This window comes from Alicyclobacillus acidocaldarius subsp. acidocaldarius Tc-4-1, from assembly GCF_000219875.1.
GTDB lineage: Bacteria > Bacillota > Bacilli > Alicyclobacillales > Alicyclobacillaceae > Alicyclobacillus > Alicyclobacillus acidocaldarius_A.
This window is the reverse complement of record NC_017167.1, coordinates 2414354-2436331: the sequence shown is the minus strand read 5'-3', so window position 1 is coordinate 2436331 and position 21978 is coordinate 2414354. Positions and strand designations below refer to the sequence as shown.

The window sequence follows — 21978 nt, the reverse complement described above, 5'->3', positions numbered from 1 at the left end:
ATGCACAGCGTGCTTGAGTCCGATTTGCAACCGCGCGCGGTTCAATGGTTGCAATGTGCTAAGAACCTCGTTCGTGAAGCGGCCGACACTCGTGTGCGTTCCGAATATGCGTCATTGGCGCGTGGATTGCCAGCTTTGCTGCATCAATCCGGTCTCTTTCAGACCATCGCCTACTTGGAAAGTCGATCTCGCCGGGCCTCCAACAATCCCACGGCTCACGGACTCGTGCTCGCTCATCTGGCCTCTCTTTTGTCTCCCTTCACTGGAATGAAGGAGCTGAAGACGGATGAGCTTACACAGATGAAACTGCACGAGTATCTTGTCGTATCGCGCCTCTCGCTGGAGGCGGCCTCCTGGTTGAAGCGAATGGTCGAAATCCAGTTTGGCGACGAGGAGGAGCCGCATGCGTGATCGTGACATTCGAGGCCCTCTGGCGCAAGAGAGCATGTGGGAGACGGTAGGCGCCAAGTTGGAGAATCCGGGCCTCGTCTTTCAGCGATTTGGATTCGTCGGCGTGCATGAACCTCAAGGTGATGCCGGGAGTTTGCTGGCCTCGGCATATGAACGAATTCACAAGGCGTTCTGCGCTGCACAACAGGGTGATCTCTATCCGCGGGTGTATCAACGGGCCGCGTCGATGCCCAGCATGAGACGTACTCGCCATGTGAGTGGCGAGATCGAGTTTGCAGAACGCGTGGCAGTGGGCCTCGGCCGCGAGTCGGTGTACGAGGTTGGGCTGATGTTCCATCCCGTGTACGGGGTTCCTTATATCCCGGGCAGCACATTGAAGGGGCTTTTGTCTCATTTTGTGCACGACGTCGTCGGTCAACAGGGGCGTCATCCGGAATTTCAGCGAGGCGGGGAAGGCCATCGCTTTCTCTTTGGCACCACTGAACGAGACGACGAGGAACGGAACCGGGGCGCGTTGATCTTCTACGATGCGCTCATCAAGCCCGAGGCGCTCAAATCCCTGCGACTCGAGGTTATGACCATTCATTATCCATCCTATTACCGTGGACTGGACACGCCGCACGGAATGGACGACCCCATCCCAGTCCATTTTCTGAGCCTCGACCGCCCGACGTTTCTCCTCAGGCTCGGAATGGACTGTGAGGAGGAAAAAGCTGAGGAATGGCTCGCCTGGTCGTGGGACCGGCTGTTGGACGCCCTTTCCCTGTGGGGCCTCGGCGGGAAAAAGTCGAGCGGTTACGGGCGAGCGAAGCGAAGACAAGCGGAGTTCATTTCCGGTGCTACACAGCCGCCGTCGATGCCTCGTGCAGGGGATATCCTCCGCGTCAGGCGAATCGAGCCGCCCGAAGGTAAACAAGGCATATGGTTTGAAACGGTGAACCCACCTCGTCTCTACGGTGTCGCGAGCAGCGTGACATTCAGAGAGGCTCCGGAAATTGGTGGGACCTTAGAGCTGAAGTTGAAGAAGTTCCGCCCTGACTTGGATCCTGAACGGGTGGAGTGGGATAAAGTGAAGACCTCGCCGTCAACGACGATGCGGCAGAACCGTCCGAATGGACCATTCCGTCCGAAGTTGTAACCCGAGGAGGATGAGCATGGCACGAGGGACGCCAGTAGCCGGACAACCAAGAAACTTGTGCCTCCTCCTCGCCCCCGATTCCTTCAAGGGCTGTCTCACGGCGGTAGAGGCCGCCCGAGCCATGGCGGAAGGCGCCCACCGCGCTTGTCGAGCTGCGGAGCTCAGCCTCCTTCCCATCGCCGACGGCGGCGAAGGTACACTCGATGCGATCGCGACCTCTACCCATGCGCGTTGGTTATCGGTCGTCGTCACGACGGCGAGCGGTCACCGCAAGGAGAGGCGCTTCCTTGCCCTCCCCGATGGCACCGCCGTCGTCGAGTGCGCGGAGGCCGTCGGCCTGCCGGAGGCCCTCCGTTCGGGCGCGGACGTCTGGCGCCGGACCACGGTCGGGGTCGGCGAGATGATCCGGCACGCGCTCGACATGGGCTATCGCCGCATCGCCGTCGCGCTCGGGGGATCCTCCACGAACGACGCGGGCGTCGGCATGCTCGCGGCGCTCGGCGTACGCTTCCTCGATGATGTGGACCAGGACGTGCCCCCGGTGCCGGCGGAGTTTCACCGCGTGGTGCGCGTCGACGTGTCTGGCCTCGATGAGCGCCTCCGCGGCGCCGAGATGCTCGCCGTATGCGACGTGGACAACCCGCTCACGGGCGAAAACGGGGCCACCACCGTCTTCGGGCCGCAGAAGGGCGTTCCTGCGGAAGACGAGCCCTACTTGGACGCTGAGCTGACGCACATCGCGGCATTGTGCGAGGCGGCGTTCGGGCGTCAGGCGGCGGACTTGCCCGGCGCAGGTGCCGCAGGCGGCCTTGGCTTCGCGCTCTACCTTCTAGGCGCCACGCGCGTGTCCGGCATTGATTTCGTGCTCGACGCCGTCGGGTTCGATCACGCCCTCGAACGTGCCGCGCTCGTCCTGACGGGCGAGGGACGCACGGATGCGCAGACCGCGCGCGGCAAGGCGGTGGCTGGCGTCGCCCGGCGCGCGCAAGCCCGCGGCGTGCCGGTGTTCTGTATCTCCGGGGCCATCGCCCCGGGCGCCGAGCAGCTGTACGAGCACGGCGTATCCGCCATGTTCTCCATCGCGCGAGGGCCCATCTCGCTGGACGAGGCCATGGCGAACGCCACGTCGCTTCTCGCATCGGCGACGGAGAACGCCGTTCGCGCGTGGCTCGCTGGCCGGGTTGGAAAGCCGTAGGTCCGCGCGAGCCGGAAGGAGGCGAATCCTCCGTCGCCAACCGTAAGCGGTACGCCTCGCGCCGCGGGTCTCGCGCGTGCCCGTGTTGCCGACCGGTCTGCACTATGGCCGCTTTGGCACCTGTCGTGGGTCGAACCGCATCTGCCGCGTTCATGCTACAATGGCTTTGTGGGCGATCTCGCCCTCATTCTTTCACATCTTCTAACACACAAGTATACAAGAGCTGGCACAGGCTCGTGGCGGTTGTGCGCCATGCGCACCGCTTGGCGCGCTGGTCGAGCCTGTCGGCGAGGAGGGGCGAGATGGCGGATCGAGAACCGAGCGAATTGCGCGTCTTGACATTTGGAGAACCGCTGGTGGTCTGCGTACCGGATGGCGCCGGGAGGCTGCATCAGGTGCGCCGCTTTCACACGAGTTGTGCCGGCGCGGAACTGAACACCGCGGTCGGCCTCGCGCGATTGGAGGTCCCCGTTGCGTATCTGGCGAAGGTGGGCGATGATCCGTTTGGCGAACAGATCCGCCGTGCGCTGCGCGAGGAAGGCGTCGATGACCGACTCGTCACGGCCTCCCATCGGTGCCCAACGGGGATCTACTTCAAGCAGTGGGCAGGGCTCGACGGGCGGACCGAGGTGTTCTACTATCGCAGCCAGTCCGCTATGGCCGAGGAAGGGTTCGCGACGTATCCAGCCGAGGAACGGCTTGCGTCGGGCGAAATTGCGTGGGTGCACGGGACGGGCATCACCTGGATGATTGGCGAAGCGGCCCGCGCGGCGAGCGATGCGCTCGTGGAGGCAGCGCGGCGATGTGGCGCCACGGTCTCGTTTGATATCAACGTGCGCCTCAAGCTGGCGCCCGAAGACGCGTGGCGGGCGCTCTTGGTGCAAGTCGCGCCGAAGGTCACGTGGCTGTTTTTAGGTGACACGGAGGCGGAGATGTTGCTTGGCACGGCACGCGCTCAGGAGGTCTGGGCGTCCATCCGGGACATGGGCTTTGCTGGTGAAGGCGTGATCGTCAAGCGGGGCGCGGAAGGGGCGGAGTGGCTGTCGGATGGCGGCGTACTCCACGTGCCGGCGTGGCCCGTCTCGAACGTGGTGGACACGGTCGGCGCGGGGGATGGCTTCAACGCGGGATTCATTGCGGGGCGGATGAAGGGCTGGACCACCGAGGAGGCGCTGCGGCTGGCGGCGCTCGTCGGCGCGTGCGCCGTGACCGCCGGAGGGGATTATGACGGCTATCCGACGTGGCGCGAGGCCATGTCGTATCTCGAGGGCCAGGGAGGCGTGGAGCGATGAACCTGGTATCGATGCTGGAACAGGAGAAGATTGTGGCGGTCCTGCGGCGATTGCCGTCGGACACGTTTCTCGACGTGGTGCGTGCGCTCGTCGACGGCGGGGTGCGGGCCATCGAGGTAACCATGGACGCGCCGGACGGCGCGGAACTCATCCGGCGGACGCGCGAGGCGTTGGGCGATCGCGTCCTACTTGGCGCAGGCACCGTGTTCACGCGCGACCAGATGCAGGCGGCGAAGGAGGCGGGCGCGTCGTTCTTCGTGTCTCCGCACCTCGATCCCGACCTGATGAAAGCCGCTAAGGAATGGGGCGTCCCGATGGTGCCGGGCGTGCTCACGCCGACGGAGGTCGCCGCGGCGCTTCGGCACGGCGCGCAGGCGGTGAAGATCTTCCCTGGCAGCCTCGTGGGCCCGGGCTATCTGCGCGATCTCCGCGGTCCGTTCAAGGATCTTAAGGCCATGGTAACGGGCGGCGTGAGCGAGGACAATGCGCGCGCGTTTCTCGACGCGGGCGCGGTGGCGGTCGGCGTCGGCAGCTCGCTCTTTCCCAAGTCCGACATCGAGGCGCGGGACTACGCGTCCATCGCGAAGCGGGCGGAGCGGCTGACGCGGCTCGTCCGCGGATGAGGGGAGGTGGCGGCGATGCAGCTTTCCTTCCGCTGGTACGGACCTGACGATCCCGTCACGCTCGAAAAGATCCGGCAGATCCCAGGGTGCGTCGGCATCGTCTCCGCGCTCTACCACGTGCCGCCGGGCGAAGTGTGGCCCGAAGACGAGATCCGCGAGCTTGTGCGTCGGGTGGAGTCACACGGCTTTCGCCTGACCGTCATCGAGAGCGTGCCGGTGCACGAGGACATCAAGCTTGGGCGCCCGGCGCGCGACAGGTACATCGAGGCGTATCAACAGACGCTCAGGCGGCTCGCGAAGGCCGGGATTGACACGGTCTGCTACAACTTCATGCCGCTCTTCGACTGGATGCGCACCTCGCTCGCCTATCCGCTGCCGGACGGATCGAACTCGCTTGCGTACTTCCACGACGAGGTGGACGAAGCGGCGCTCCTGTCGGGTCGGGTGAAGCTGCCGGTCTGGAACATCGACGAGGACGGCGAGAAACTGCGCCGCCTGCGGGACGAGTACCGGGAGCGGGGCGACGAGGGACTCTGGGACAGCCTTGCCTATTTCCTGCGCGCCGTCGCGCCCGTCGCGGAAGAGGTAGGCATTCGCCTGGCTATCCATCCGGACGATCCGCCCTGGCCCGTCATCGGCATCCCTCGCATCATCGGCCGGCACGCGTCGTTTCTGCGCATGTTCGAGATCTGCGATTCGCCCGCAAACGGCGTGTGCTTCTGCTCTGGATCGCTCGGTGCAACGGCGGAGAACGACCTGCCGGCTATCCTGCGCGATCTCGGCGAGCGCAATCGGCTTCACTTCGTTCACCTGCGAAACGTGAAGCGCGTCGGCGAGAAATCGTTTTACGAGTCCGGCCACCTGTCGCGGGACGGATCGGTCGACATGGCGGAGCTCGTGGCCATTCTCGCGCGGCTCGACTACCAGGGCCCGGCCAGGCCGGATCACGGCCGGATGATCTGGGGCGAGACGGGCATCCCCGGCTACGGCCTGTACGATCGCGCGCTCGGCCTCACGTATCTGAACGGGCTCTGGGAGGCGTCCCGTGCGTTCGTCGAGAACAGAGTCTGACGCGGCTATCTGCACCGCTCCGCTTTACACCGCCGGTATAATGGAAGGCGGGTGTTGATCTGGGCACGAGGTGCATAAGGAGTCGGAAGGGCGCATGGACAAGGCATGGCTCGACGGCCTGGCGGAGGTCGTGCAGGAGGCAGGCCGCCTGGTGGAGGACATCGCCAGGCAGGGCTTTGACACGCAATTCAAGCATCCGGAAGAGAGGCGGGACCCGGTCACCACGGCCGATCTCGCCTGTGACGCGTTTCTAAAAGAGAGACTCCTCGCGCTGCTTCCGGAGGCCGGTTGGCTGTCGGAGGAGACGAAGGATCGGCCGGATCGCCTGAGGAAAAGCTGGGTGTGGATTGTCGATCCCATTGACGGCACGAGGGAGTTCGTCCGCCGCATTCCCGAGTACGCCGTCTCGGTGGCGCTGGCGCGGGACGGCGAGCCGGTGGCGGGTGCGGTGGTGAATCCCGCGACGGGGGATCTGTTTCTCGGCGCGGTGGGCCTCGGCGCATGGCGGAATGGAACGCCCATGGCCTGTTCCCGCATCCGCGGCGAGCGGCTCACGATTCTCGGCAGCCGGTCGGAGATGAACCGCGGCGAGTTCGAGCCGTTTGCCGGCGTCCTCGACGTCCGGGCGGTGGGCTCCATCGCGTACAAGCTCGCGCTCGTCGCAGCGGGCGAGGCGGATGGGACATTCAGCCTCGGCCCCAAACACGAGTGGGATATCGCGGCAGGCGTCGCGCTCGTCCTGGCGGCGGGCGGCCGGGTGCACGACGGCGCCGGGCGACCGTTTCGCTTCAACCAGCCGCACACGCTCACCCGCGGCATCGTGGCGGCCACGCGCGAGGCGTACGGCGATCTCGCCCTGCTGCTTGAGCGGCACGCCCCACGGCGCGCCTAGCCGTGGAGGTGCAGGCGCGCGGCGAGGATGCCGAGGTCTTCGTGCAGCGCGGTGCAGGTCTCGTCGAAGCCCGCCTGCGAGGGCAGCCACGCGTACGCGAGGGGCGTGGGGACGGAGCTCGCGACATAGCCGACCGGGTACGGCTCGACCGCCACGCCGACGCGCCGAAAGTCCATGACGGCGCGCGCCATCTGCGCCGCCGATGCGACGAGAACGGGGTGCAAGCGGTGGAGCCTGCGCAGGATGACGGCCGTGTGTTCGGCGTTCTCCTCGGTCGTCCGGCTCGTGGCGTCCACGTACAGGTCGCGCGGTGGCACGCCGAGTGCGGCGAGATCGCGCGCGGCGATGAGCGCAAACGCGTAGGATTTTCCGTTCGCACGGATGAGGGGCCCGCCGGAAAGGACGATGGGCAGGTGCAGCTCGCGGTACAGGGCCGCCGCGGCGAGGACGCGCTCGCCTGAGTCGCCGTACAGGGTGCCGGTGTCGAGGGCGGGATCGGCGAAATCCGGCGTGGCCGCCGAAAAGCCCGCGCCGAGCACCACGATGGCGTCACCTGTGGGACGCGCAGGCGGCGCGTAAGCGCGTTCGAGAGGGATGAGAAGCCAATTGCCGACGGCCGTCGTGCACGCGGCAGCGAAGGCCAGCGACACGGCGGCCAACGCGATGGCAAATCTGCGGCAATGGCGTGCGAGGAGAACGGCCAAGACCAACGTGAGGGTGGAGAAGAGGCCCGGCGGCAGGGCGAGGCTCTCCGCCAGCTTGACGGCCCACAGCATACGGGGAATCAGTCCTCGCCGTCCTCAAACAGCGTGAGGTATTCGCCGTACCCTTCCTTTTCGAGGTCCTGCTTCGGGATAAAGCGGAGCGCCGCCGAGTTGATGCAGTAGCGGAGACCGCCCTTGTCGATGGGGCCGTCGGGAAACACGTGCCCCAGGTGCGCGTCTGCGTCGCGGCTGCGGACCTCGGTGCGGATCATGCCGTGGCTGAGGTCCAGCCGTTCCACCACGGCGTCCTGTGAAATGGGCTTCGTGAAGCTGGGCCAGCCGCAGCCGGAGTCGAACTTGTCTCTCGACGAGAAGAGCGGTTGCCCGGACACGATGTCGACGTACAGGCCCTCCTCGTGGTGGTTCCAGTACTCGTTCTGAAACGGCGGCTCCGTCGCGTTTTCTTGGGTCACGGCGTACTGAAGCGGCGTCAGGCGCTTTCGCAGCTCCTCTTTGGTCCACTTGCGCTGGGATTCGCTCATGGCCATCTCTCCCTCTCGTCAGGCGGGGCGATCGCGCCTTGACGGTCCGACGCGATCGCCACAGGCTCAATGGTGGCCGTGGGACTCGTCTTTGCCGAGTTCCTCGAGCATGGCGGAGACGATGCGGAGGTTCTTCTGCACCACGGGCTCCTTGAGGAGTTTCAGCAGGCTGAACACGCTGTACGTGGTAGTGTCGTGTTCGGCGCGCTCCTTGGCCACCTTGTACGCATCGAGCAGCTTCTTCGCGGGGCCCACGGCCGGTTCGACCATTTGTTTGGCGAGCTTGCCGAATCCTTCGAGCGAGTCTCCGTCCGTGATGACGTCTTCCACGGCCTGAGACACGCGGCTGACGAGGTAGACCAACTTCGCGAGTTGGGGGAGGTGTTCGACGATGGCGGTGAGGCTTTCGAGCGTGCGCTCATCGGCCGTCAGCGCCTCCACCAGCTTGGCGATCTGCGGCAACCGTTCGAGCACGTGGTTCAACGACCGTTGAACGGACGGATCCAGCAGAATGTCCGACACATCCAGCGTCTCTTGCATCTGTTGCGTCTCACTCACGACGGATGAGCCTCCTTGCGCCTTGCACCGTAGAACTGCGTGCTTGGTTGTGATTGTCTGGGACTCTCGATTCCACTGCTCAGTATAGTGGACGCGAGGCCCGATGTCTAATAGAGGATGCCATGAAGAACGCGAGATCTGCGTGGGCAGATGGCCTCGCGATGGGAGTGAATGGCTTCGTGTCTCGAGGGAGTCGCGCGAGCCGAGAGCCTGAAGCCTGGCTTCTCGGCGCAGGATTTGCGGAGCACGATACCCCCTTCGTGCAGACGGTGCACCAAGGGCTCGACTGCTACCTGTTTCGCCTTCAGCTCGACGGCCATGCGGTCGTCACGACGTCCGGTGCATCGATGGTGGTCAGCGCAGGGGACCTGCTCCTCTTTCCGGCAGGGGAACCGTACGAGCTGCGAATCGAGCCGGACGAGGGGGAACGCCCGGGCGAGCACCTGTCGACCGATCTGTACTTGTTCTGCAACGGCCCGTGGGTCGATGAATGGTGGAACCATCGGCCGAGGAAGCGGCACTTGCGCCTCGCGCTACACGAAAACTGCGTGTATCTCTGGCGCCAGCTCATCGAAGAATACCGCCGGCCGGGCAAGCCGGACCAAGAGCTCTGCGACTACTTGCTCCGGTCGCTGTGCCTCACGTTTGACAAATACGGCTACGATCCGAAGCGCGCCACGCCCGTCCCTATCGCAGCGGAGCGCATTCGAGCCTATATCGAGCGGCATGCGGCGGAAGACCTGTCGCTCTCGGACGTCGCCAACGCCGTCGGGCTCTCGGTCTCGCGCGTCGTGCACATCTTTAAAGAGGCTTACGGTCAGACCGTCGTCCAGTACCTGCAAAATGTGCGACTGCAGATGGCGTGCGATCGCATGCGCTTCAGCAACCTGAACCTCGAGGAGATTGCCGACCGATGCGGGTTTCATTCGTACTCCTATTTCTATCGCGTCTTTCGCCAGAAATACGGCATCTCGCCTCGTGAGTTCCGCCAGCGAGCGACGTGATGACACGTGAATCCTGCCGTTTCTGATGGGAACGACGTGTTGATTTTGGTCTTGGCGAGCGGTGTTTGCGCACCAGCCACATTCGGAAAAAGATAACCAGATTCGTCATCCCGTTTCGCGGCCGACTGTGATTCAATGTCTGGCGTGCGACTGATCCGGCTCCGGCCGCGAAAAGGGGAGAGACCTGTCTTGGCTGGCGTGTACCGACGATTATCTCGCTTTTATCGGCCGTACCTGTCGCTCCTTTGGGTGAGCCTCGGCTTCCTCGTCTTGACGGCCCTGTTGCAGCTCGCGTATCCCTATCTCCTGAAGGCCATTGTGAATCGCGTGATCCTCGGGCGCCGCGAGGATCTGCTGCTCCCGCTCGCCGGGGCCATCCTCCTCGCGTCCCTCGTCAAGGGCGTCTGCAACTTCACGCAGGCGTACCTGGCGCAGGTGTTCGGCGCGCGCACAGCCTTCGATCTGCGCAACGAGCTGTACCGCAAGCTCAACCACCTGCCATTTCGGTTTTACGACGAGTTCCACACGGGCGACCTCATGTCTCGCCTCACGGCCGATCTCGACGCCTTCCGCATGTTTTTCGCGTTTGGCATCAACAACCTTGTGAACTTATTCCTGACCATCGTGTTCAGCATCGGCATGATGCTCACGCTCGACGTCCGGCTGGCTCTTCTTCTCTCCATCGTCGTTCCCGTGCTCGCCGCGACGGCCATCCGCTTCGACAAGAAGATTGGCCCCGTCTTCATGGCCATCCGCGAAACGCTGGGCAGGCTGAATTCGGGCGTCCAAGAGAGCCTCATGGGCGTTCGCACCGTGAAGTCCTTCGCGCGCGAGGCGCACGAGATCGACAAATTCCGGGAGCGCAATCAGGCGTATTACGACGCGAACATCCGCGCGACGCGGCTGTGGCGCGCCTTCTTTCCCGCCATCGAGCTGACCGGGAATCTCGGCGTCGTGCTCATCCTTCTCGTCGGCGGGTGGCTCGTGATGTCGGGCCACATGAATCTCGGCGATCTCGTCGCCTTTCTCTCGCTTATCTGGTACATGATCTGGCCCATGTCGCAGCTCGGGTTCTTCCTGAACAACTGGACCCAAGCCACCGCCGCCGGCGCCCGCCTCCTCGAGATCCTCGAGCAGGAGGACGATCTCGACGACTCTCTTGAGGAAGTGGACCGTCCGATGGAGGGACTCGTCGAGTTTCGCGGCGTGAGCGTCAAGCTGGGCGGTGAATACGTGCTGCGCGATATCACGTTCACCGCGCGGCCCGGCCAGACCCTCGCGATTGTCGGCCTCACGGGAAGCGGCAAGTCCACACTCGTCTCGCTGATTCCCCGCTTCCGGGACGTGGACGAAGGCGCGGTCCTCGTGGACGGCGTCGACGTGCGTCAATGGAAGCGGGAGGCCCTGCGGCGGCAAATAGGCTTCGTCTTTCAGGAGGCGTTCCTCTTCTCCACGACGCTTTTTGCCAACATCGCCTACGGGCGCCCGGACGCGGACATGGCCCGGGTGCAAGAGGCAAGCGAAGTGGCGGACGCGGCCGAGTTCATCCATCGGCTGCCTGACGGGTATCTCACGCTCGTGGGCGAGCGGGGTCTCGGCCTTTCCGGAGGCCAGCGGCAGCGGGTTTCCATCGCCCGCGCGCTCGTGCCCGAGCCTCGCATTCTCATCCTGGACGACGCGACGAGCGCCGTCGACATGGAGACGGAGGAAGTGATACAGAAGCGTCTCGCCGCACGAGCAGGGCGCGCCACGACGCTTCTCATCGCCCAGCGACTGAACGCTGTGAAAGACGCGGACGAGATCCTCGTGCTCGACGGCGGTCGGATCGTCGAGCGGGGCCGACACCAGGAACTGCTCGATCTCGGCGGCCTGTACCGCCAGATCTACGACATGCAGTTTAGGGATCTCGAGGCTTTGCACCAGTTCACGAATGCTTGCATGGCGGAAGGAGAGCGTTGAGATGGCACGTGCGCAGGAAGTCCAGGATAACGCCGAGGCGCTCCTCCGCGCGCCGTTCATCTATCGAGACGATGAGGCGCTCGAGAAAAAGCTGCAGCTGTCGCTCATTCTGCGGCTCGCCTCCTACATGCGGCCCTATCCGAAGCTCATTGCGTTGGCGCTCCTCGCGACGGGCGGCAATCTCGTCGTGACGCTGCTCGCGCCGTATCTGGTGGGGCGAGCGGTCGACGCGCTCGTCGGCCATCGCCATTCGCACCTGCTGTTCGAGTACGCGGCGGCGCTCGTCGCGCTCTATCTCCTCAACTTCGCCGCGTCGTTCTGCCGGATTGACCTCACCAATCGCCTCGGGCAACGCGTCATTCAACGCCTGCGCGACGAGCTGTTCGTCCACGTGCAGGGGCTCTCATCCGACTTCTTTGACGCGCGCCCCGCGGGCTCCATCCTGGTCCGCATCTTGAACGACGTGAACTCGCTCCAGGATCTGTTCACCAACGGCGTCATCAATTCGATCACGAACGTGTTCACGTTAATAGGCATCATCGCCATCATGTTCTCGCTCAACTGGCGGCTCGCGACAGTCGCGCTGGTCGTTGTGCCGTTCATGTTCGTCCTGTCGCTGCGGCTGACTGTGCAAATTCGACGCGCCTGGCAACAGGTCCGCCTGCGCCTGAGCCGCCTGAACGCGCACTTGGCGGAAGCCATTCAGGGCATGCGGGTCACGGAGGCGTACGTCCGCGCAGATGAAAATCAGACCTTCTTCGAGGACATGAACCGCGATTACATGCGGACCTTTCTGAGAGCGCAGCGGTTCAGCATCCCGTTTGGCCCGCTGGTGGACCTCACCGGTGCCCTCGGAACGGCACTTCTGTTCTGGTACGGCGTTCATCTCGTGCACACGGGCGTGGTCACCGTCGGGCTTCTCGTCGCGTTCGCGAACTATCTGGGCAGCTTTTGGACGCCCATCAGTCAGCTCGGGCAACTGTACAACCAGGTGCTCGTCGCAATGGCGTCGTCGGAGCGCATTTTTCAATACCTCGACACCCGGCCGACAGTGACGGACCGCGGCGTCGTGCGTGAGTTACCGCCTGTCCGGGGGCACGTGGAATTCTGTCACGTCACCTTCGCCTACCAGCCCTCGCGCCTGGCCATTGAGGACGTCTCGTTCGTCGCACGCCCGGGGGAGACCATCGCGCTCGTCGGCCACACCGGCGCTGGAAAATCGACGGTCGTCAATCTGCTCGCCCGCTTCTACGATCCGACCTCGGGCGAGATCCGCATCGACGGGCACGACCTCCGCTCCGTTTCACTGGGCAGCCTTCGTCGGCAGATGGGCATGGTGCTGCAGGAGACGTTCCTCTTCTCGGGCTCGCTCATAGACAACATCCGCTACGGCCGGCCGAATGCGACGGACGAAGAGTGTATTGCAGCGGCGAAGGCCGTGTACGCGGATGAGTTCATCCGCCGCCTCCCGGACGGTTACTTCACCGAGGTGCAGGAGCGCGGGACGCGGTTGTCCCAGGGGCAGCGCCAGCTCATCTCGTTTGCGCGCGCCATCCTCGCGGATCCCAGGATTCTCATTCTCGACGAGGCCACGGCGAGCATTGACACATACACGGAGCACCTCATTCAGCGGGCGCTCAAGGTCCTCCTCGAAGGGCGTACTTCGTTCGTCGTCGCGCACCGGCTGTCCACCATTCGCGAGGCGGATCAAATTCTCGTGTTTGACGGCGGTCGCATCGTCGAACGCGGCCGGCACGACGATCTCATGCGCCGCCGCGGCGCCTACTACAAGCTCGTGCAGGCGCAGTATCGAAGCATGATGGAAGGATGACGTTTGGCCGCACGGAGCGTAGAAGACAGATTCTACACCACGACTTGAGACTTTAACTACGTGAACTGGATACGCACGACTGTACAGCATTCCTTTTCTTTGACGGATTGAACATTGTATACTGTCGTTGGCCCGGCGAGTCAGGCCGGGCTTTATGCGTTCATGACGGACTCATCCATCCGCTTCGAGACAGATTGCGGGGGGCGAATGATGCAGAATCAGGCACAGGCCAGCGAGCGCTTTTCTCCCTTTTTGACTCTTTCGCGCGAGGAGTGGAGCCGACTGCGCGACTCCACCCCGCTCCTTCTCTCCGAGGACGATCTCGCCCAGCTTCACGGCTTGAACGAACGCGTGTCCCTGGAGGAGGTCGAGGAGGTTTATCTGCCCCTTTCCAGGCTCCTCAACCTGTATGTGGCCGCGACGCAGAATCTCTACGAGGCCACTCACGCGTTTTTGGGCCATCAGTCGCGCAAGGTCCCCTACATCATCGGCATCGCGGGCAGCGTCGCCGTCGGCAAGAGCACGACCGCCCGCATCATCCAGGCGCTCTTGTCGCGCTGGCCGAACCATCCGAAGGTCGATCTCGTCACCACCGACGGCTTCCTCTATCCGAACGCTGAACTCGAACGGCGAGGCTTGATGCAAAGAAAGGGCTTTCCAGAGAGCTACGACACGCGGCGGTTGATTCGATTTCTGGCGGACATCAAATCCGGCAAACCGCGCGTCGAGGCGCCCGTCTACTCCCACATCGAGTACGACATTGTGCGCGGGGAGAGCATCGTCGTGGAGCAGCCCGACATCCTGATTCTCGAGGGGTTGAATGTGCTTCAGACGCGCATGTCTTCGAGCGGGCGCCCGATGACCATTTTCGTCTCCGACTTCTTTGACTTCTCCATCTACGTGGATGCGCCAGAAGACCTCATCCGCGGCTGGTACGTCGACCGGTTTTTGAAGCTGCGGGAGACGGCGTTCCGCGATCCCAAGTCCTATTTCCGGCGTTACGCGGATTTGTCCGATGAGGAAGCCGTGGCAACCGCGTTGCGCATCTGGGAGGAGATCAACGCGAAGAACTTGCGCGAAAACATTGCGCCGACGAAGTCCCGGGCGGATCTGATCCTGGCCAAAGGCGCGCACCACCGCGTACAGGAGGTCCATCTGCGCAAGATATGAACGGGCCGAGACGCATTGCGCCTGCGCTGCAAACGCGCTACACTGAAAACGATGGGACGGTATGAGGATCCTACGGGACGAAAAGTGTCCCTTTTGTTCCGCCGGATCCTCCCCGACGATAGGCGTTGTGGCGACACGACCGACCAGTGACGATGAGGAGAAGTGGCATGGAGTGGACGGTGTGGGCCGCGGTTGAACGGGTCGCGCCTGAGTTGGTGAGGGCCATGGAACACCGCGTGCGGGTGATGCAGCGCATCGATGCGCACGCGCCCATCGGCCGGCGAGCCCTCGCGCAAGCCATGGGCCAGTCGGAGCGGACGCTTCGCACCGAACTGGAGTATTTGAAGCAACTCGGGCTCGTGGCGACGTCCTCGTCCGGCGTGTCGCTGACGCCGGAGGGCAAAGCGCTTTTGGCCGAGCTCGAGCCGCTCGTCGCGGAAATCGCGGGGCGCTCCGATTTGGCCTGGCGCGTCTCTTCGCTTCTTCGCATTCCCCGGGTCATCGTGGTGGAAGGCGATGCGGACGAGGATGCCTGGGTGACAGATCGCATTGGCCAGGCTGGAAGCGATGTGCTCACCGAGGTGCTTCAGGACGGGGACATCATCGCGGTGACGGGTGGCACCACCGTCGCCGCTGTGGCGAAGGCCATGAGCGCAAAACCTCTTCGGCAGAGCATTACTGTGGTGCCCGCGAGAGGCACGGTCGGCGAGATCGTCGCTTATCAGGCCAACACCATTGCGTCCGAGCTCGCGGCGAAACTCGGCGGATCGTCCGTTCTCCTGCAGATCTCCGACAGCCTGTCGCAGAAGGCGCTCGAGCAACTTCTGGACGATCCTTACATTCAGGAGCGCTTGCCCATCATCCGCCGGGCGACCGTTGTGGTGCATGGCGTCGGGGACGCTCTGGCGATGGCCCGGCGTCGCCACGCGACGGAAGAAGAGATCCAACTCCTTCAGGCGCGCGAGGCGAAAGCCGAGGCTTTCGGGCACTACTTCAATGCGAAGGGCGAGGTCGTCTACGCGATGCGGACCATCGGGCTTCGGCTCGATGATGTGGCGCGCGCGAGGGTCGTGATCGCCGTGGCTGGAGGACAGAGAAAAGCCCAGGCCATCGCCAGCGTGGCAAACGCCTATCGAATTGACGTGTTGGTGACGGATGAAGGCGCAGCGCGCCGCATCTTGCAGCTCGAAACCTAAGCAGGCAAGGAGAGGGTCGAACATGGCAGTGAAGGTAGGCATTAACGGCTTCGGCCGCATTGGCCGCAATGTGTTTCGTGCGGCGCTTCACAATCCGAACATCGATATTGTGGCGGTGAACGACCTCACCAACGCGGAGACGCTCGCCGCACTCCTCAAGTACGACTCCGTGCACGGCATCCTGCCCGAGGACGTGCGGGCAGAAGGCAACGATCTCGTCGTCGCGGACAAGACGGTGAAGGTGTTCGCCGAGCGGGATCCGGGCGCGATTCCTTGGGCCGAGATCGGCGTGGACATTGTGATTGAGTCGACGGGGCTGTTCACGGACCGCGAGAAGGCCGAGGTGCACATCACCAAGGGCGGTGCGAAGAAGGTCATCATTTCGGCGCCGGCCAAGAACGAGGACATCACCATCGTGATGGGCGTCAACCACGACATGTACGATCCGGCCAAGCATCACGTGATCTCGAACGCGTCTTGCACCACCAACTGCCTTGCGCCGGTCGCTAAGGTGATTGACGACGAGTTCGGCATCGTGAAGGGCCTCATGACGACGGTGCACTCGTACACGAACGACCAGCGCATCCTTGACCTGCCGCACAGCGATCTGCGCCGCGCCCGCGCCGCCGCGCTGAGCATCATTCCGACTACCACCGGCGCCGCGAAGGCCGTCGGCCTCGTGCTGCCCCACCTGAAGGGTCGCCTGAACGGCATGGCGATGCGCGTGCCGACGCCAAACGTCTCGCTTGTCGACTTCGTCGTGCAGACGAAGAAGCCCGTGACGGTCGAAGAGGTGAACGCCGCGCTGAAGCGCGCTGCGGAGGGCCCGCTCAAGGGTATTCTCGCGTACAACGAACTTCCGCTCGTCTCGAAGGACTACAACGGCGACGCGCATTCGTCCACGGTCGATGGCCTGTCCACGATGATCATCGACGACATGGTGAAGGTCATCGCGTGGTACGACAACGAGTGGGGTTACTCGAACCGCGTGGTCGATCTCGCCTGCTACATCGCATCGAAGATGTGACGCTCGCGAAGCACGAGCCCGCGCCCATAGTGCCAACTGGCACTCTGGGCGCGGGTTTTTTCCTTACATTTGGCCTTTGGGACGGATCTCAGGTAGGAGGGGTTCCGAGGGGCCTGAACGAACTTGATATGAAGATGAAGGGCCCTCGAATTTGACGACGGCCTGCGCAGGCGCACCGTCACGATCCCTCGAATGCTCCCTGATTCGTACAAGGAGACGCCGGAAGGGCGGCGGCTCGTGCCGGATGGCGTCGCATATCTTCGCGTGCCAAGCTTTGCAGATCCCGCATACGAAGAGGCTGCTGTGGCGTGGGTGACGCGCGTGTCGAACGCAGACGCCCTCGTGGTGGACGTCCGGGGCAATACTGGAGGAGCGACGCCCACAAAGCTCCTTCGGGCCTTGATGGAGAGGCCGTGGCCGTGGTGGACGGAGTTCGCTGCTGATGTGGGCTTTCTGTGGCGAAGATCCGGGGGAGAGGGGGAGTTCTCCATTCGGCCGGACGGCAGCGGTGCCGTGTGGCGACCCGCTGTATGAGCAACCGGAGGAACCTGTGTTCCGAGGGCGATTGGCCGTTCTGGTGGATCGCGCGACCGCGTCTGCGGCTGAGGACTTCGTGATGCCGCTCCTCGTGACGAAATGCGCCATCGTGTTGGGAGAAACGACGTCCGGGTCGACCGGGCAACCCATCACCTGTCAGCGCGCCGGCTTCAGCATGGGCGTCGGCGCCATTCTCGAAAACGTTGGTCTGTGGCCCGATGTGTCTGTGGACGTGTCGCTCGAGGACCTGTCTTCGGGGCGCGATCCGGCATTGGAGCTAGCCCTCGAACTTCTTGCGAGCGACGATTGAGGATCTGGTGAGGAGGACGACGTTGAAGTTCGTATCGTGGAACGTGAATGGGCTTCGCGCCTGCGTGAACAAGGGCGCATTTCTTCCGTATTTCGAGTCCGTCGATGCCGACGTGTTTTGCGTGCAGGAGACGAAGCTGCAGGCGGGACAGATCCAGCTTCCCATCGGCGAGGCATACCAGCAATTCTGGAACTATGCAGAGCGAAAGGGCTACTCCGGCACGGCCGTGTTCACGCGCATGCCGCCGCTCGACGTTCGCTACGGGTTCGGCAACGGCGTCGATCCGGAGGGCCGGATCATCACGCTCGAATTCCCGTCGTTTTACGTGGTGACGGTGTACACGCCAAACGCGAAGCGGGACCTGTCGCGCCTGCCGTATCGCCTGGAATGGGAAGACGCGTTTCGCGCGTATCTCTGTGCGCTGGACCGAGAGAAACCCGTTATCGCGTGCGGGGATCTCAACGTGGCGCATCAGGAGATCGACATCAAAAACGCGAAATCAAATCGCGGCAACTCGGGATTCACCGACGAAGAACGGGCCAAGATGACCGAACTTCTCGACGCAGGGTTTGTCGACACCTTTCGCGCGCTGTATCCGGACGTGACGGACAAATACACGTGGTGGTCGAACATGCCACGTGTGAGGGAGCGGAACATCGGATGGCGGATCGACTATTTCCTGGTCAGCGAGAGGCTGCGGGATTGCATCCTCGACGCTCGCATCGACGATCACGTCCTCGGGAGCGATCACTGCCCGGTCGTGTTGGAGATGGCGCTTGAGGCGTGGAAGGATTCGGGTAAGTAAGCTGGTGTGCAAGATCGCCCATCAAAGATCAAAAGATTGCTCGCTGCGCACGATATCTGCCCTCGTTACAATCGAGATGTACGTACAAGGAGGGGAGTGAGGGTGGAGGAGATCCTGCGAGTGGAAGGCGTATCGAAACAGTTCCCTGGCGTGAAAGCACTCGACGGTGCCCGATTCGACTTGCGCAAAGGCGAAGTCCATGTGCTCTTGGGCGAGAACGGCGCCGGGAAGTCCACGCTTATGAACATCATCGGGGGGGTGTATAGGCCGGATTCAGGGCAGATATGGCTCCGAGGAGAGCCCTACCGCCCACAGTCGGCTCTGGACGCATTGCGCGCGGGCGTCGCGGTCATCCACCAGGAACTTCAGCTGTGTCCCCAGCAGTCCGTCGCGGAGAATGTGTTCCTCGGTGATGAACAGTGCCGGGCTGGGTGGCTCCGCAAGCGACAGATGGAAGAGATGGCCGAACAGCTGCTGGCAGACCTCGGGCTTCGGATCGACCCCCGTGTCCCGGTGGGCCAGCTTGGGATTGCAGCTCAGCAACTCGTCGAGATCGCCAAAATGGTGCGCCGCAGTCCAGATATTCTCGTCATGGACGAACCCACCGCATCGCTCAGTGAGCGAGAGGTGGATCGCCTGTTTGAAATCATTGGTAGACTCAAACAAGGCGGGATGTCCATCATCTACATCTCGCATCGCTTGAATGAGATTCCACGCATTGGGGACCGTGTCACCATCATGCGAGACGGAAGAACCATCGACACGCTCGATGCAAAAGCGTCGGATCGGGACACGTGGATTCAACTGATGGTCGGGCGAGAAGTGCACCAAACGGAGTTCGAGACCGTGGAGCGAGGTGAACCGCTGCTTTCGGTGAAAGGGCTTACACGCCAGGGCGTGTTTCGCCATGTGACGTTTGATGTCCACCGAGGAGAGATTGTCGCACTCGCTGGTATGGTGGGCTCGGGCCGAACGGAGGTTTTGCGAGCCATCTTCGGCGTCGATCCCGTCGACGCGGGAGAGGTCTGGGTGCGCGGCCGCCGGACAAACATCCGTGGACCTGCGGACGCCATCCGCTTAGGAATTGGGTTTCTTCCAGAGGACCGAAAGGCTCAGGGACTCGTACTGGAGCATGCGATTGCACACAACGTGGCATTAGCGTCGTACCCACGCGTGAGTGGTCCCGTGTGGTATCGTGGTCGCCGTACGGAAGCGCTCGCAGACTTATACGGACAACGATTGCGAATCAAAATGTCGAGATCGTCCGAACGAGTTGCGACGCTTTCCGGTGGAAACCAGCAGAAGGTCATGCTCGCGCGATGGCTTGCCGCGGAAAGTGAGATCCTGATGATCGACGAACCGACACGGGGAGTGGACGTCGCGGCCAAATTTGAAATTTATCAGCTCCTTCATGAGCTGAGACGCAAGGGGCTCGCCATTCTCATGGTGTCGTCCGAATTGCCCGAGGTACTGACGCTTGCCGACCGCATCCTCGTCATGAGGGAGGGCGAGATCGTCGCGCATCTAACAAGGGAGGAAGCATCGGAGGAGGTGATTGCGCAATGGGCGATGGCGGGCTCTCGTCCGTAGAAACGAAGCCGTCAGAGGTTGCGCACAGTGCTGTTCCGCGGACGCGTTGGCTGAACGCCCGCCTCAACCAAACGGGCGCCCTTCTCGCGCTCATCCTTCTGGCGGGTGCATTGAGCCTTGCATCTCCCGCGTTCAGGACGTGGGGGAACATTCAAGACATCGTGATCCAGGCGAGCATCGTGGCAATCATGGCTGCAGGACAGACCTTCGTCATCGGAACTGGTGGGATTGACCTGTCGGTCGGTTCCATCGTAGGGCTTTCGGGCGTGATTTCTGCGCTCCTGATGAGCACGGACAAGGCCGTCGGGGGCATGGGCCATGGGGTGCTCATCGCAGTCCTTGCCGGACTGGGCGTCGGCGCCGTGGTGGGGTTGTTCAACGGTCTGGCGGTGGCCAAGCTTGGCATGGCGCCCTTCATCGTGACACTTGGAACCATGGAGATGGTTCGGGGGCTCGCGTACGTCCTGACGCAAGGCGAAACCATCGACGCGCTTCCTACATCGTTTGATAACTTGGCGACAAACACATTTCTTGGCGTTTCCGATCTCATTTGGATTACCATTGGAGTCTACGTGATCTCCTGGATTCTTCTGTCGCGCACGTTGTTCGGCAAATACACGCTGTCCATTGGTGGCAACGAGTTTGCCACGCGTCTCTCGGGTGTGCGCGTGGACCGCGTGCTCATCGGCGTCTATGTCCTCTCCGGCGTGCTCTCGGCGCTGGCCGGCATCTTGCTCGACACACGTTTGCAATCCGGAATCAGCACCAACGGCGACGGGTACGAACTCGACACCATCGCGGGCGTCGTGATTGGCGGCACGAGTTTGTCCGGCGGATCGGCCAGCATGTTCGGCAGTCTCGTGGGTGTGTTGATCATGTCCTGCGTTCGCGACGGGCTGACCCTCTTGAACGTGAACACGTACTGGAGCGACGTGGTGATGGGGCTCATCATCGTGCTCGCCGTGTTGACGGACATTCTTCGCAAGCGAATTGCGGTACAGCGCTGGTTTCGTCGAGCGGTGGTCGGCAGGCGAATACAGGGCGAGGTTCGCCAGGATTGAAACGATCTTGACGAGGGGGGAAGATCTCATGAAGAAGTGGGGAAAACGAGGCGGGAGCGCTCAAAATCGCATGAAGATCGGAAAATGGCTGGGGGCAGCGGTGGCTTGTTTAAGCGCGCTGGCGCTCGGACCTGGGAACGCTCAGGCTGCTAATTCGGGTCAGAAAACCATCGCCATTCTGCCACCCGGTATGACCAGTCCGTTTTACGTCCAGATTGTGCAAGGCGCTCGCAAGATAGCTCAGGAGTACGGATACAAGGTCATTGTGGAGGCGCCTCCGGCAGAGTCGGACTTCAACACACAGGTGAGTATGATGGAAAACCTTGTGTCTGAACACGTCTCGGCCATCGCAGTCTGTCCCATGGATGATAAGGCCATTGGCACCGCCATCCTGCAAGCGAACAAGGCGCACATCCCCGTTTTCATCTTCAACGGGCTCGCATCCACTGGAGCCGGAAATGTCACGGAGTATATCGGTTATAACCAGCGCGAGGCTGCACACAAGTTGGCTCAATTCACGGTTCAACTTCTGCACGGCCGTGGGAACATCATGATTCTCGACGGTATCCCGAGCTACTACAACACGGAGCGCGTAGGCGGATACAAGGAGATCATCAAGAAGTATCCGAATATACACATTGTGGAGGAGCAGCAAGCGGATTGGCTGCGCAGCGAGGGCTTGTCCATCACGATGCAAGCGCTTCAGGCTCATCCGAACATTCAATTGGTTTATGGTGCAAGTGACGAGATGGATATCGGCGCAGCCATTGCGGCGAGTCAGATGCACAAACACATTTACACGATTGGCATCGACGGCAACCCTGTGACATTGCAAGATATCCAGAGTGGACTGGTGACCGCGACCATCGGCACGTTCCCCTACGAAATGGGAGAGACCGTGGTCGAGCAGATGCACAAGTACTTCATGGGCCAGTCCATTCCGAAATTCCTGGAAACGCCTACGGTGTTGGTGACGAAGTCGAATCTACAGGCTTACGAGAGCGGAAAGCTGTGGACGACGCCGAAGGCTTCGCACGAAGAGGTCGAAATGTAAAGCGCACA

General features: G+C 62.6%; 22 protein-coding genes. 19 read left to right on the top strand and 3 right to left on the bottom strand.

What is annotated here, in order from left to right; genetic code table 11:
- From cmr5 to TC41_RS11825, 7 genes are all read left to right on the top strand, one after another.
- Nucleotides 1–411: a type III-B CRISPR module-associated protein Cmr5 gene (gene cmr5, locus TC41_RS11855; protein WP_237699931.1), complete on the top strand. Its 411-nt coding sequence runs from the start codon at nucleotides 1–3 to the stop codon at nucleotides 409–411.
- Nucleotides 404–1549, top strand: a complete 1146-nt coding sequence (cmr6, locus tag TC41_RS15445) for a type III-B CRISPR module RAMP protein Cmr6 (RefSeq protein ID WP_148260203.1) — start codon at nucleotides 404–406, stop codon at nucleotides 1547–1549. The genes cmr5 and cmr6 overlap by 8 nt, the downstream gene beginning before the upstream one ends.
- 16 nt (nucleotides 1550–1565) lie before the next feature.
- The gene (locus TC41_RS11845; protein ID WP_041695415.1) at nucleotides 1566–2744 is read left to right on the top strand and encodes a glycerate kinase; all 1179 of its coding nucleotides are present in this window, start codon (nucleotides 1566–1568) and stop codon (nucleotides 2742–2744) included.
- A gap of 302 nt (nucleotides 2745–3046) precedes the next feature.
- On the top strand, nucleotides 3047–4036 hold the full coding sequence (locus tag TC41_RS11840) for a sugar kinase (RefSeq protein ID WP_041695414.1): 990 nt from the start codon (nucleotides 3047–3049) through the stop codon (nucleotides 4034–4036).
- Nucleotides 4033–4659, top strand: a complete 627-nt coding sequence (locus TC41_RS11835) for a bifunctional 4-hydroxy-2-oxoglutarate aldolase/2-dehydro-3-deoxy-phosphogluconate aldolase (protein ID WP_014465298.1) — start codon at nucleotides 4033–4035, stop codon at nucleotides 4657–4659. Before TC41_RS11840 ends, TC41_RS11835 begins: the two co-directional genes overlap by 4 nt.
- 15 nt (nucleotides 4660–4674) lie before the next feature.
- Complete coding sequence (locus tag TC41_RS11830; RefSeq protein WP_041695413.1) at nucleotides 4675–5730, top strand: mannonate dehydratase; 1056 nt, start codon at nucleotides 4675–4677, stop codon at nucleotides 5728–5730.
- Between the two features lie 94 nt (nucleotides 5731–5824).
- On the top strand, nucleotides 5825–6622 hold the full coding sequence (locus TC41_RS11825; RefSeq protein WP_014465296.1) for a 3'(2'),5'-bisphosphate nucleotidase CysQ: 798 nt from the start codon (nucleotides 5825–5827) through the stop codon (nucleotides 6620–6622).
- Here the strand turns inward: TC41_RS11825 and TC41_RS11820 are convergent.
- The 3 genes from TC41_RS11820 to TC41_RS11810 all read right to left on the bottom strand — a co-directional run bounded on the left by TC41_RS11820 (nucleotide 6619) and on the right by TC41_RS11810 (nucleotide 8426).
- Nucleotides 6619–7398 carry a YdcF family protein gene (locus tag TC41_RS11820; protein WP_014465295.1) on the bottom strand — a complete coding sequence of 260 codons (780 nt, stop codon included), beginning with the start codon at nucleotides 7396–7398 and terminating at the stop codon, nucleotides 6619–6621. The two genes, TC41_RS11825 and TC41_RS11820, sit on opposite strands and share 4 nt — an antisense overlap.
- Before the next feature lie 8 nt (nucleotides 7399–7406).
- Nucleotides 7407–7868, bottom strand: coding sequence for a peptide-methionine (R)-S-oxide reductase MsrB (gene msrB / locus TC41_RS11815; protein ID WP_041695903.1), 462 nt, complete (start codon nucleotides 7866–7868; stop codon nucleotides 7407–7409).
- 66 nt (nucleotides 7869–7934) lie between these two features.
- Nucleotides 7935–8426: a DUF1641 domain-containing protein gene (locus TC41_RS11810; RefSeq protein WP_014465293.1), complete on the bottom strand. Its 492-nt coding sequence runs from the start codon at nucleotides 8424–8426 to the stop codon at nucleotides 7935–7937.
- A 179-nt stretch (nucleotides 8427–8605) separates the two neighbouring features.
- On the opposite strand from TC41_RS11810, the gene TC41_RS11805 reads away from it, so the two are divergent.
- From TC41_RS11805 to TC41_RS11750, 12 genes are all read left to right on the top strand, one after another.
- Entirely contained in the window at nucleotides 8606–9430 is an 825-nt protein-coding gene (locus TC41_RS11805) for an AraC family transcriptional regulator (RefSeq protein WP_041695902.1), read from the top strand.
- Nucleotides 9431–9628: 198 nt separating this feature from the next.
- Nucleotides 9629–11389: an ABC transporter ATP-binding protein gene (locus TC41_RS11800; RefSeq protein WP_237700117.1), complete on the top strand. Its 1761-nt coding sequence runs from the start codon at nucleotides 9629–9631 to the stop codon at nucleotides 11387–11389.
- Between the two features lies 1 nt (nucleotide 11390).
- On the top strand, nucleotides 11391–13220 hold the full coding sequence (locus TC41_RS11795) for an ABC transporter ATP-binding protein (RefSeq protein ID WP_014465290.1): 1830 nt from the start codon (nucleotides 11391–11393) through the stop codon (nucleotides 13218–13220).
- Nucleotides 13221–13430: 210 nt separating this feature from the next.
- Nucleotides 13431–14390 (top strand): type I pantothenate kinase, encoded by a 960-nt coding sequence (gene coaA, locus TC41_RS11790; RefSeq protein WP_041695412.1) that lies wholly within the window; start codon nucleotides 13431–13433, stop codon nucleotides 14388–14390.
- A gap of 167 nt (nucleotides 14391–14557) precedes the next feature.
- Entirely contained in the window at nucleotides 14558–15586 is a 1029-nt protein-coding gene (locus TC41_RS11785) for a sugar-binding transcriptional regulator (protein WP_014465288.1), read from the top strand.
- A 22-nt stretch (nucleotides 15587–15608) separates the two neighbouring features.
- Nucleotides 15609–16613 carry a type I glyceraldehyde-3-phosphate dehydrogenase gene (gap, locus tag TC41_RS11780; RefSeq protein WP_014465287.1) on the top strand — a complete coding sequence of 335 codons (1005 nt, stop codon included), beginning with the start codon at nucleotides 15609–15611 and terminating at the stop codon, nucleotides 16611–16613.
- Between the two features lie 192 nt (nucleotides 16614–16805).
- Nucleotides 16806–17147, top strand: coding sequence for a S41 family peptidase (locus TC41_RS11775; protein ID WP_014465286.1), 342 nt, complete (start codon nucleotides 16806–16808; stop codon nucleotides 17145–17147).
- Nucleotides 17122–17460, top strand: a complete 339-nt coding sequence (locus TC41_RS11770; protein ID WP_014465285.1) for a S41 family peptidase — start codon at nucleotides 17122–17124, stop codon at nucleotides 17458–17460. Before TC41_RS11775 ends, TC41_RS11770 begins: the two co-directional genes overlap by 26 nt.
- Nucleotides 17461–17482: 22 nt before the next feature.
- Nucleotides 17483–18265, top strand: coding sequence for an exodeoxyribonuclease III (locus tag TC41_RS11765; protein ID WP_014465284.1), 783 nt, complete (start codon nucleotides 17483–17485; stop codon nucleotides 18263–18265).
- A gap of 102 nt (nucleotides 18266–18367) precedes the next feature.
- Nucleotides 18368–19855 (top strand): sugar ABC transporter ATP-binding protein, encoded by a 1488-nt coding sequence (locus TC41_RS11760; RefSeq protein ID WP_014465283.1) that lies wholly within the window; start codon nucleotides 18368–18370, stop codon nucleotides 19853–19855.
- Nucleotides 19828–20916, top strand: a complete 1089-nt coding sequence (locus TC41_RS11755) for an ABC transporter permease (protein ID WP_049784373.1) — start codon at nucleotides 19828–19830, stop codon at nucleotides 20914–20916. The genes TC41_RS11760 and TC41_RS11755 overlap by 28 nt, the downstream gene beginning before the upstream one ends.
- Nucleotides 20917–20944: 28 nt before the next feature.
- On the top strand, nucleotides 20945–21970 hold the full coding sequence (locus TC41_RS11750) for a sugar ABC transporter substrate-binding protein (protein ID WP_014465280.1): 1026 nt from the start codon (nucleotides 20945–20947) through the stop codon (nucleotides 21968–21970).
- Nucleotides 21971–21978 lie beyond the last annotated feature (8 nt).

Coding starts and splice junctions, on each gene's coding strand:
- msrB (WP_041695903.1), bottom strand. CDS start 7,868: ATGAGCGAATCCCAGCGCAAGTGGACCAAAGAGGAGCTGCGAAAGCGC.
- TC41_RS11820 (WP_014465295.1), bottom strand. CDS start 7,398: ATGCTGTGGGCCGTCAAGCTGGCGGAGAGCCTCGCCCTGCCGCCGGGC.
- TC41_RS11830 (WP_041695413.1), top strand. CDS start 4,675: ATGCAGCTTTCCTTCCGCTGGTACGGACCTGACGATCCCGTCACGCTC.
- cmr6 (WP_148260203.1), top strand. CDS start 404: ATGCGTGATCGTGACATTCGAGGCCCTCTGGCGCAAGAGAGCATGTGG.
- TC41_RS11750 (WP_014465280.1), top strand. CDS start 20,945: ATGAAGAAGTGGGGAAAACGAGGCGGGAGCGCTCAAAATCGCATGAAG.
- TC41_RS11825 (WP_014465296.1), top strand. CDS start 5,825: ATGGACAAGGCATGGCTCGACGGCCTGGCGGAGGTCGTGCAGGAGGCA.
- TC41_RS11775 (WP_014465286.1), top strand. CDS start 16,806: ATGCTCCCTGATTCGTACAAGGAGACGCCGGAAGGGCGGCGGCTCGTG.
- TC41_RS11755 (WP_049784373.1), top strand. CDS start 19,828: ATGGGCGATGGCGGGCTCTCGTCCGTAGAAACGAAGCCGTCAGAGGTT.
- TC41_RS11845 (WP_041695415.1), top strand. CDS start 1,566: ATGGCACGAGGGACGCCAGTAGCCGGACAACCAAGAAACTTGTGCCTC.
- TC41_RS11785 (WP_014465288.1), top strand. CDS start 14,558: ATGGAGTGGACGGTGTGGGCCGCGGTTGAACGGGTCGCGCCTGAGTTG.
- cmr5 (WP_237699931.1), top strand. CDS start 1: ATGCACAGCGTGCTTGAGTCCGATTTGCAACCGCGCGCGGTTCAATGG.
- gap (WP_014465287.1), top strand. CDS start 15,609: ATGGCAGTGAAGGTAGGCATTAACGGCTTCGGCCGCATTGGCCGCAAT.
- TC41_RS11835 (WP_014465298.1), top strand. CDS start 4,033: ATGAACCTGGTATCGATGCTGGAACAGGAGAAGATTGTGGCGGTCCTG.
- TC41_RS11840 (WP_041695414.1), top strand. CDS start 3,047: ATGGCGGATCGAGAACCGAGCGAATTGCGCGTCTTGACATTTGGAGAA.
- coaA (WP_041695412.1), top strand. CDS start 13,431: ATGCAGAATCAGGCACAGGCCAGCGAGCGCTTTTCTCCCTTTTTGACT.
- TC41_RS11795 (WP_014465290.1), top strand. CDS start 11,391: ATGGCACGTGCGCAGGAAGTCCAGGATAACGCCGAGGCGCTCCTCCGC.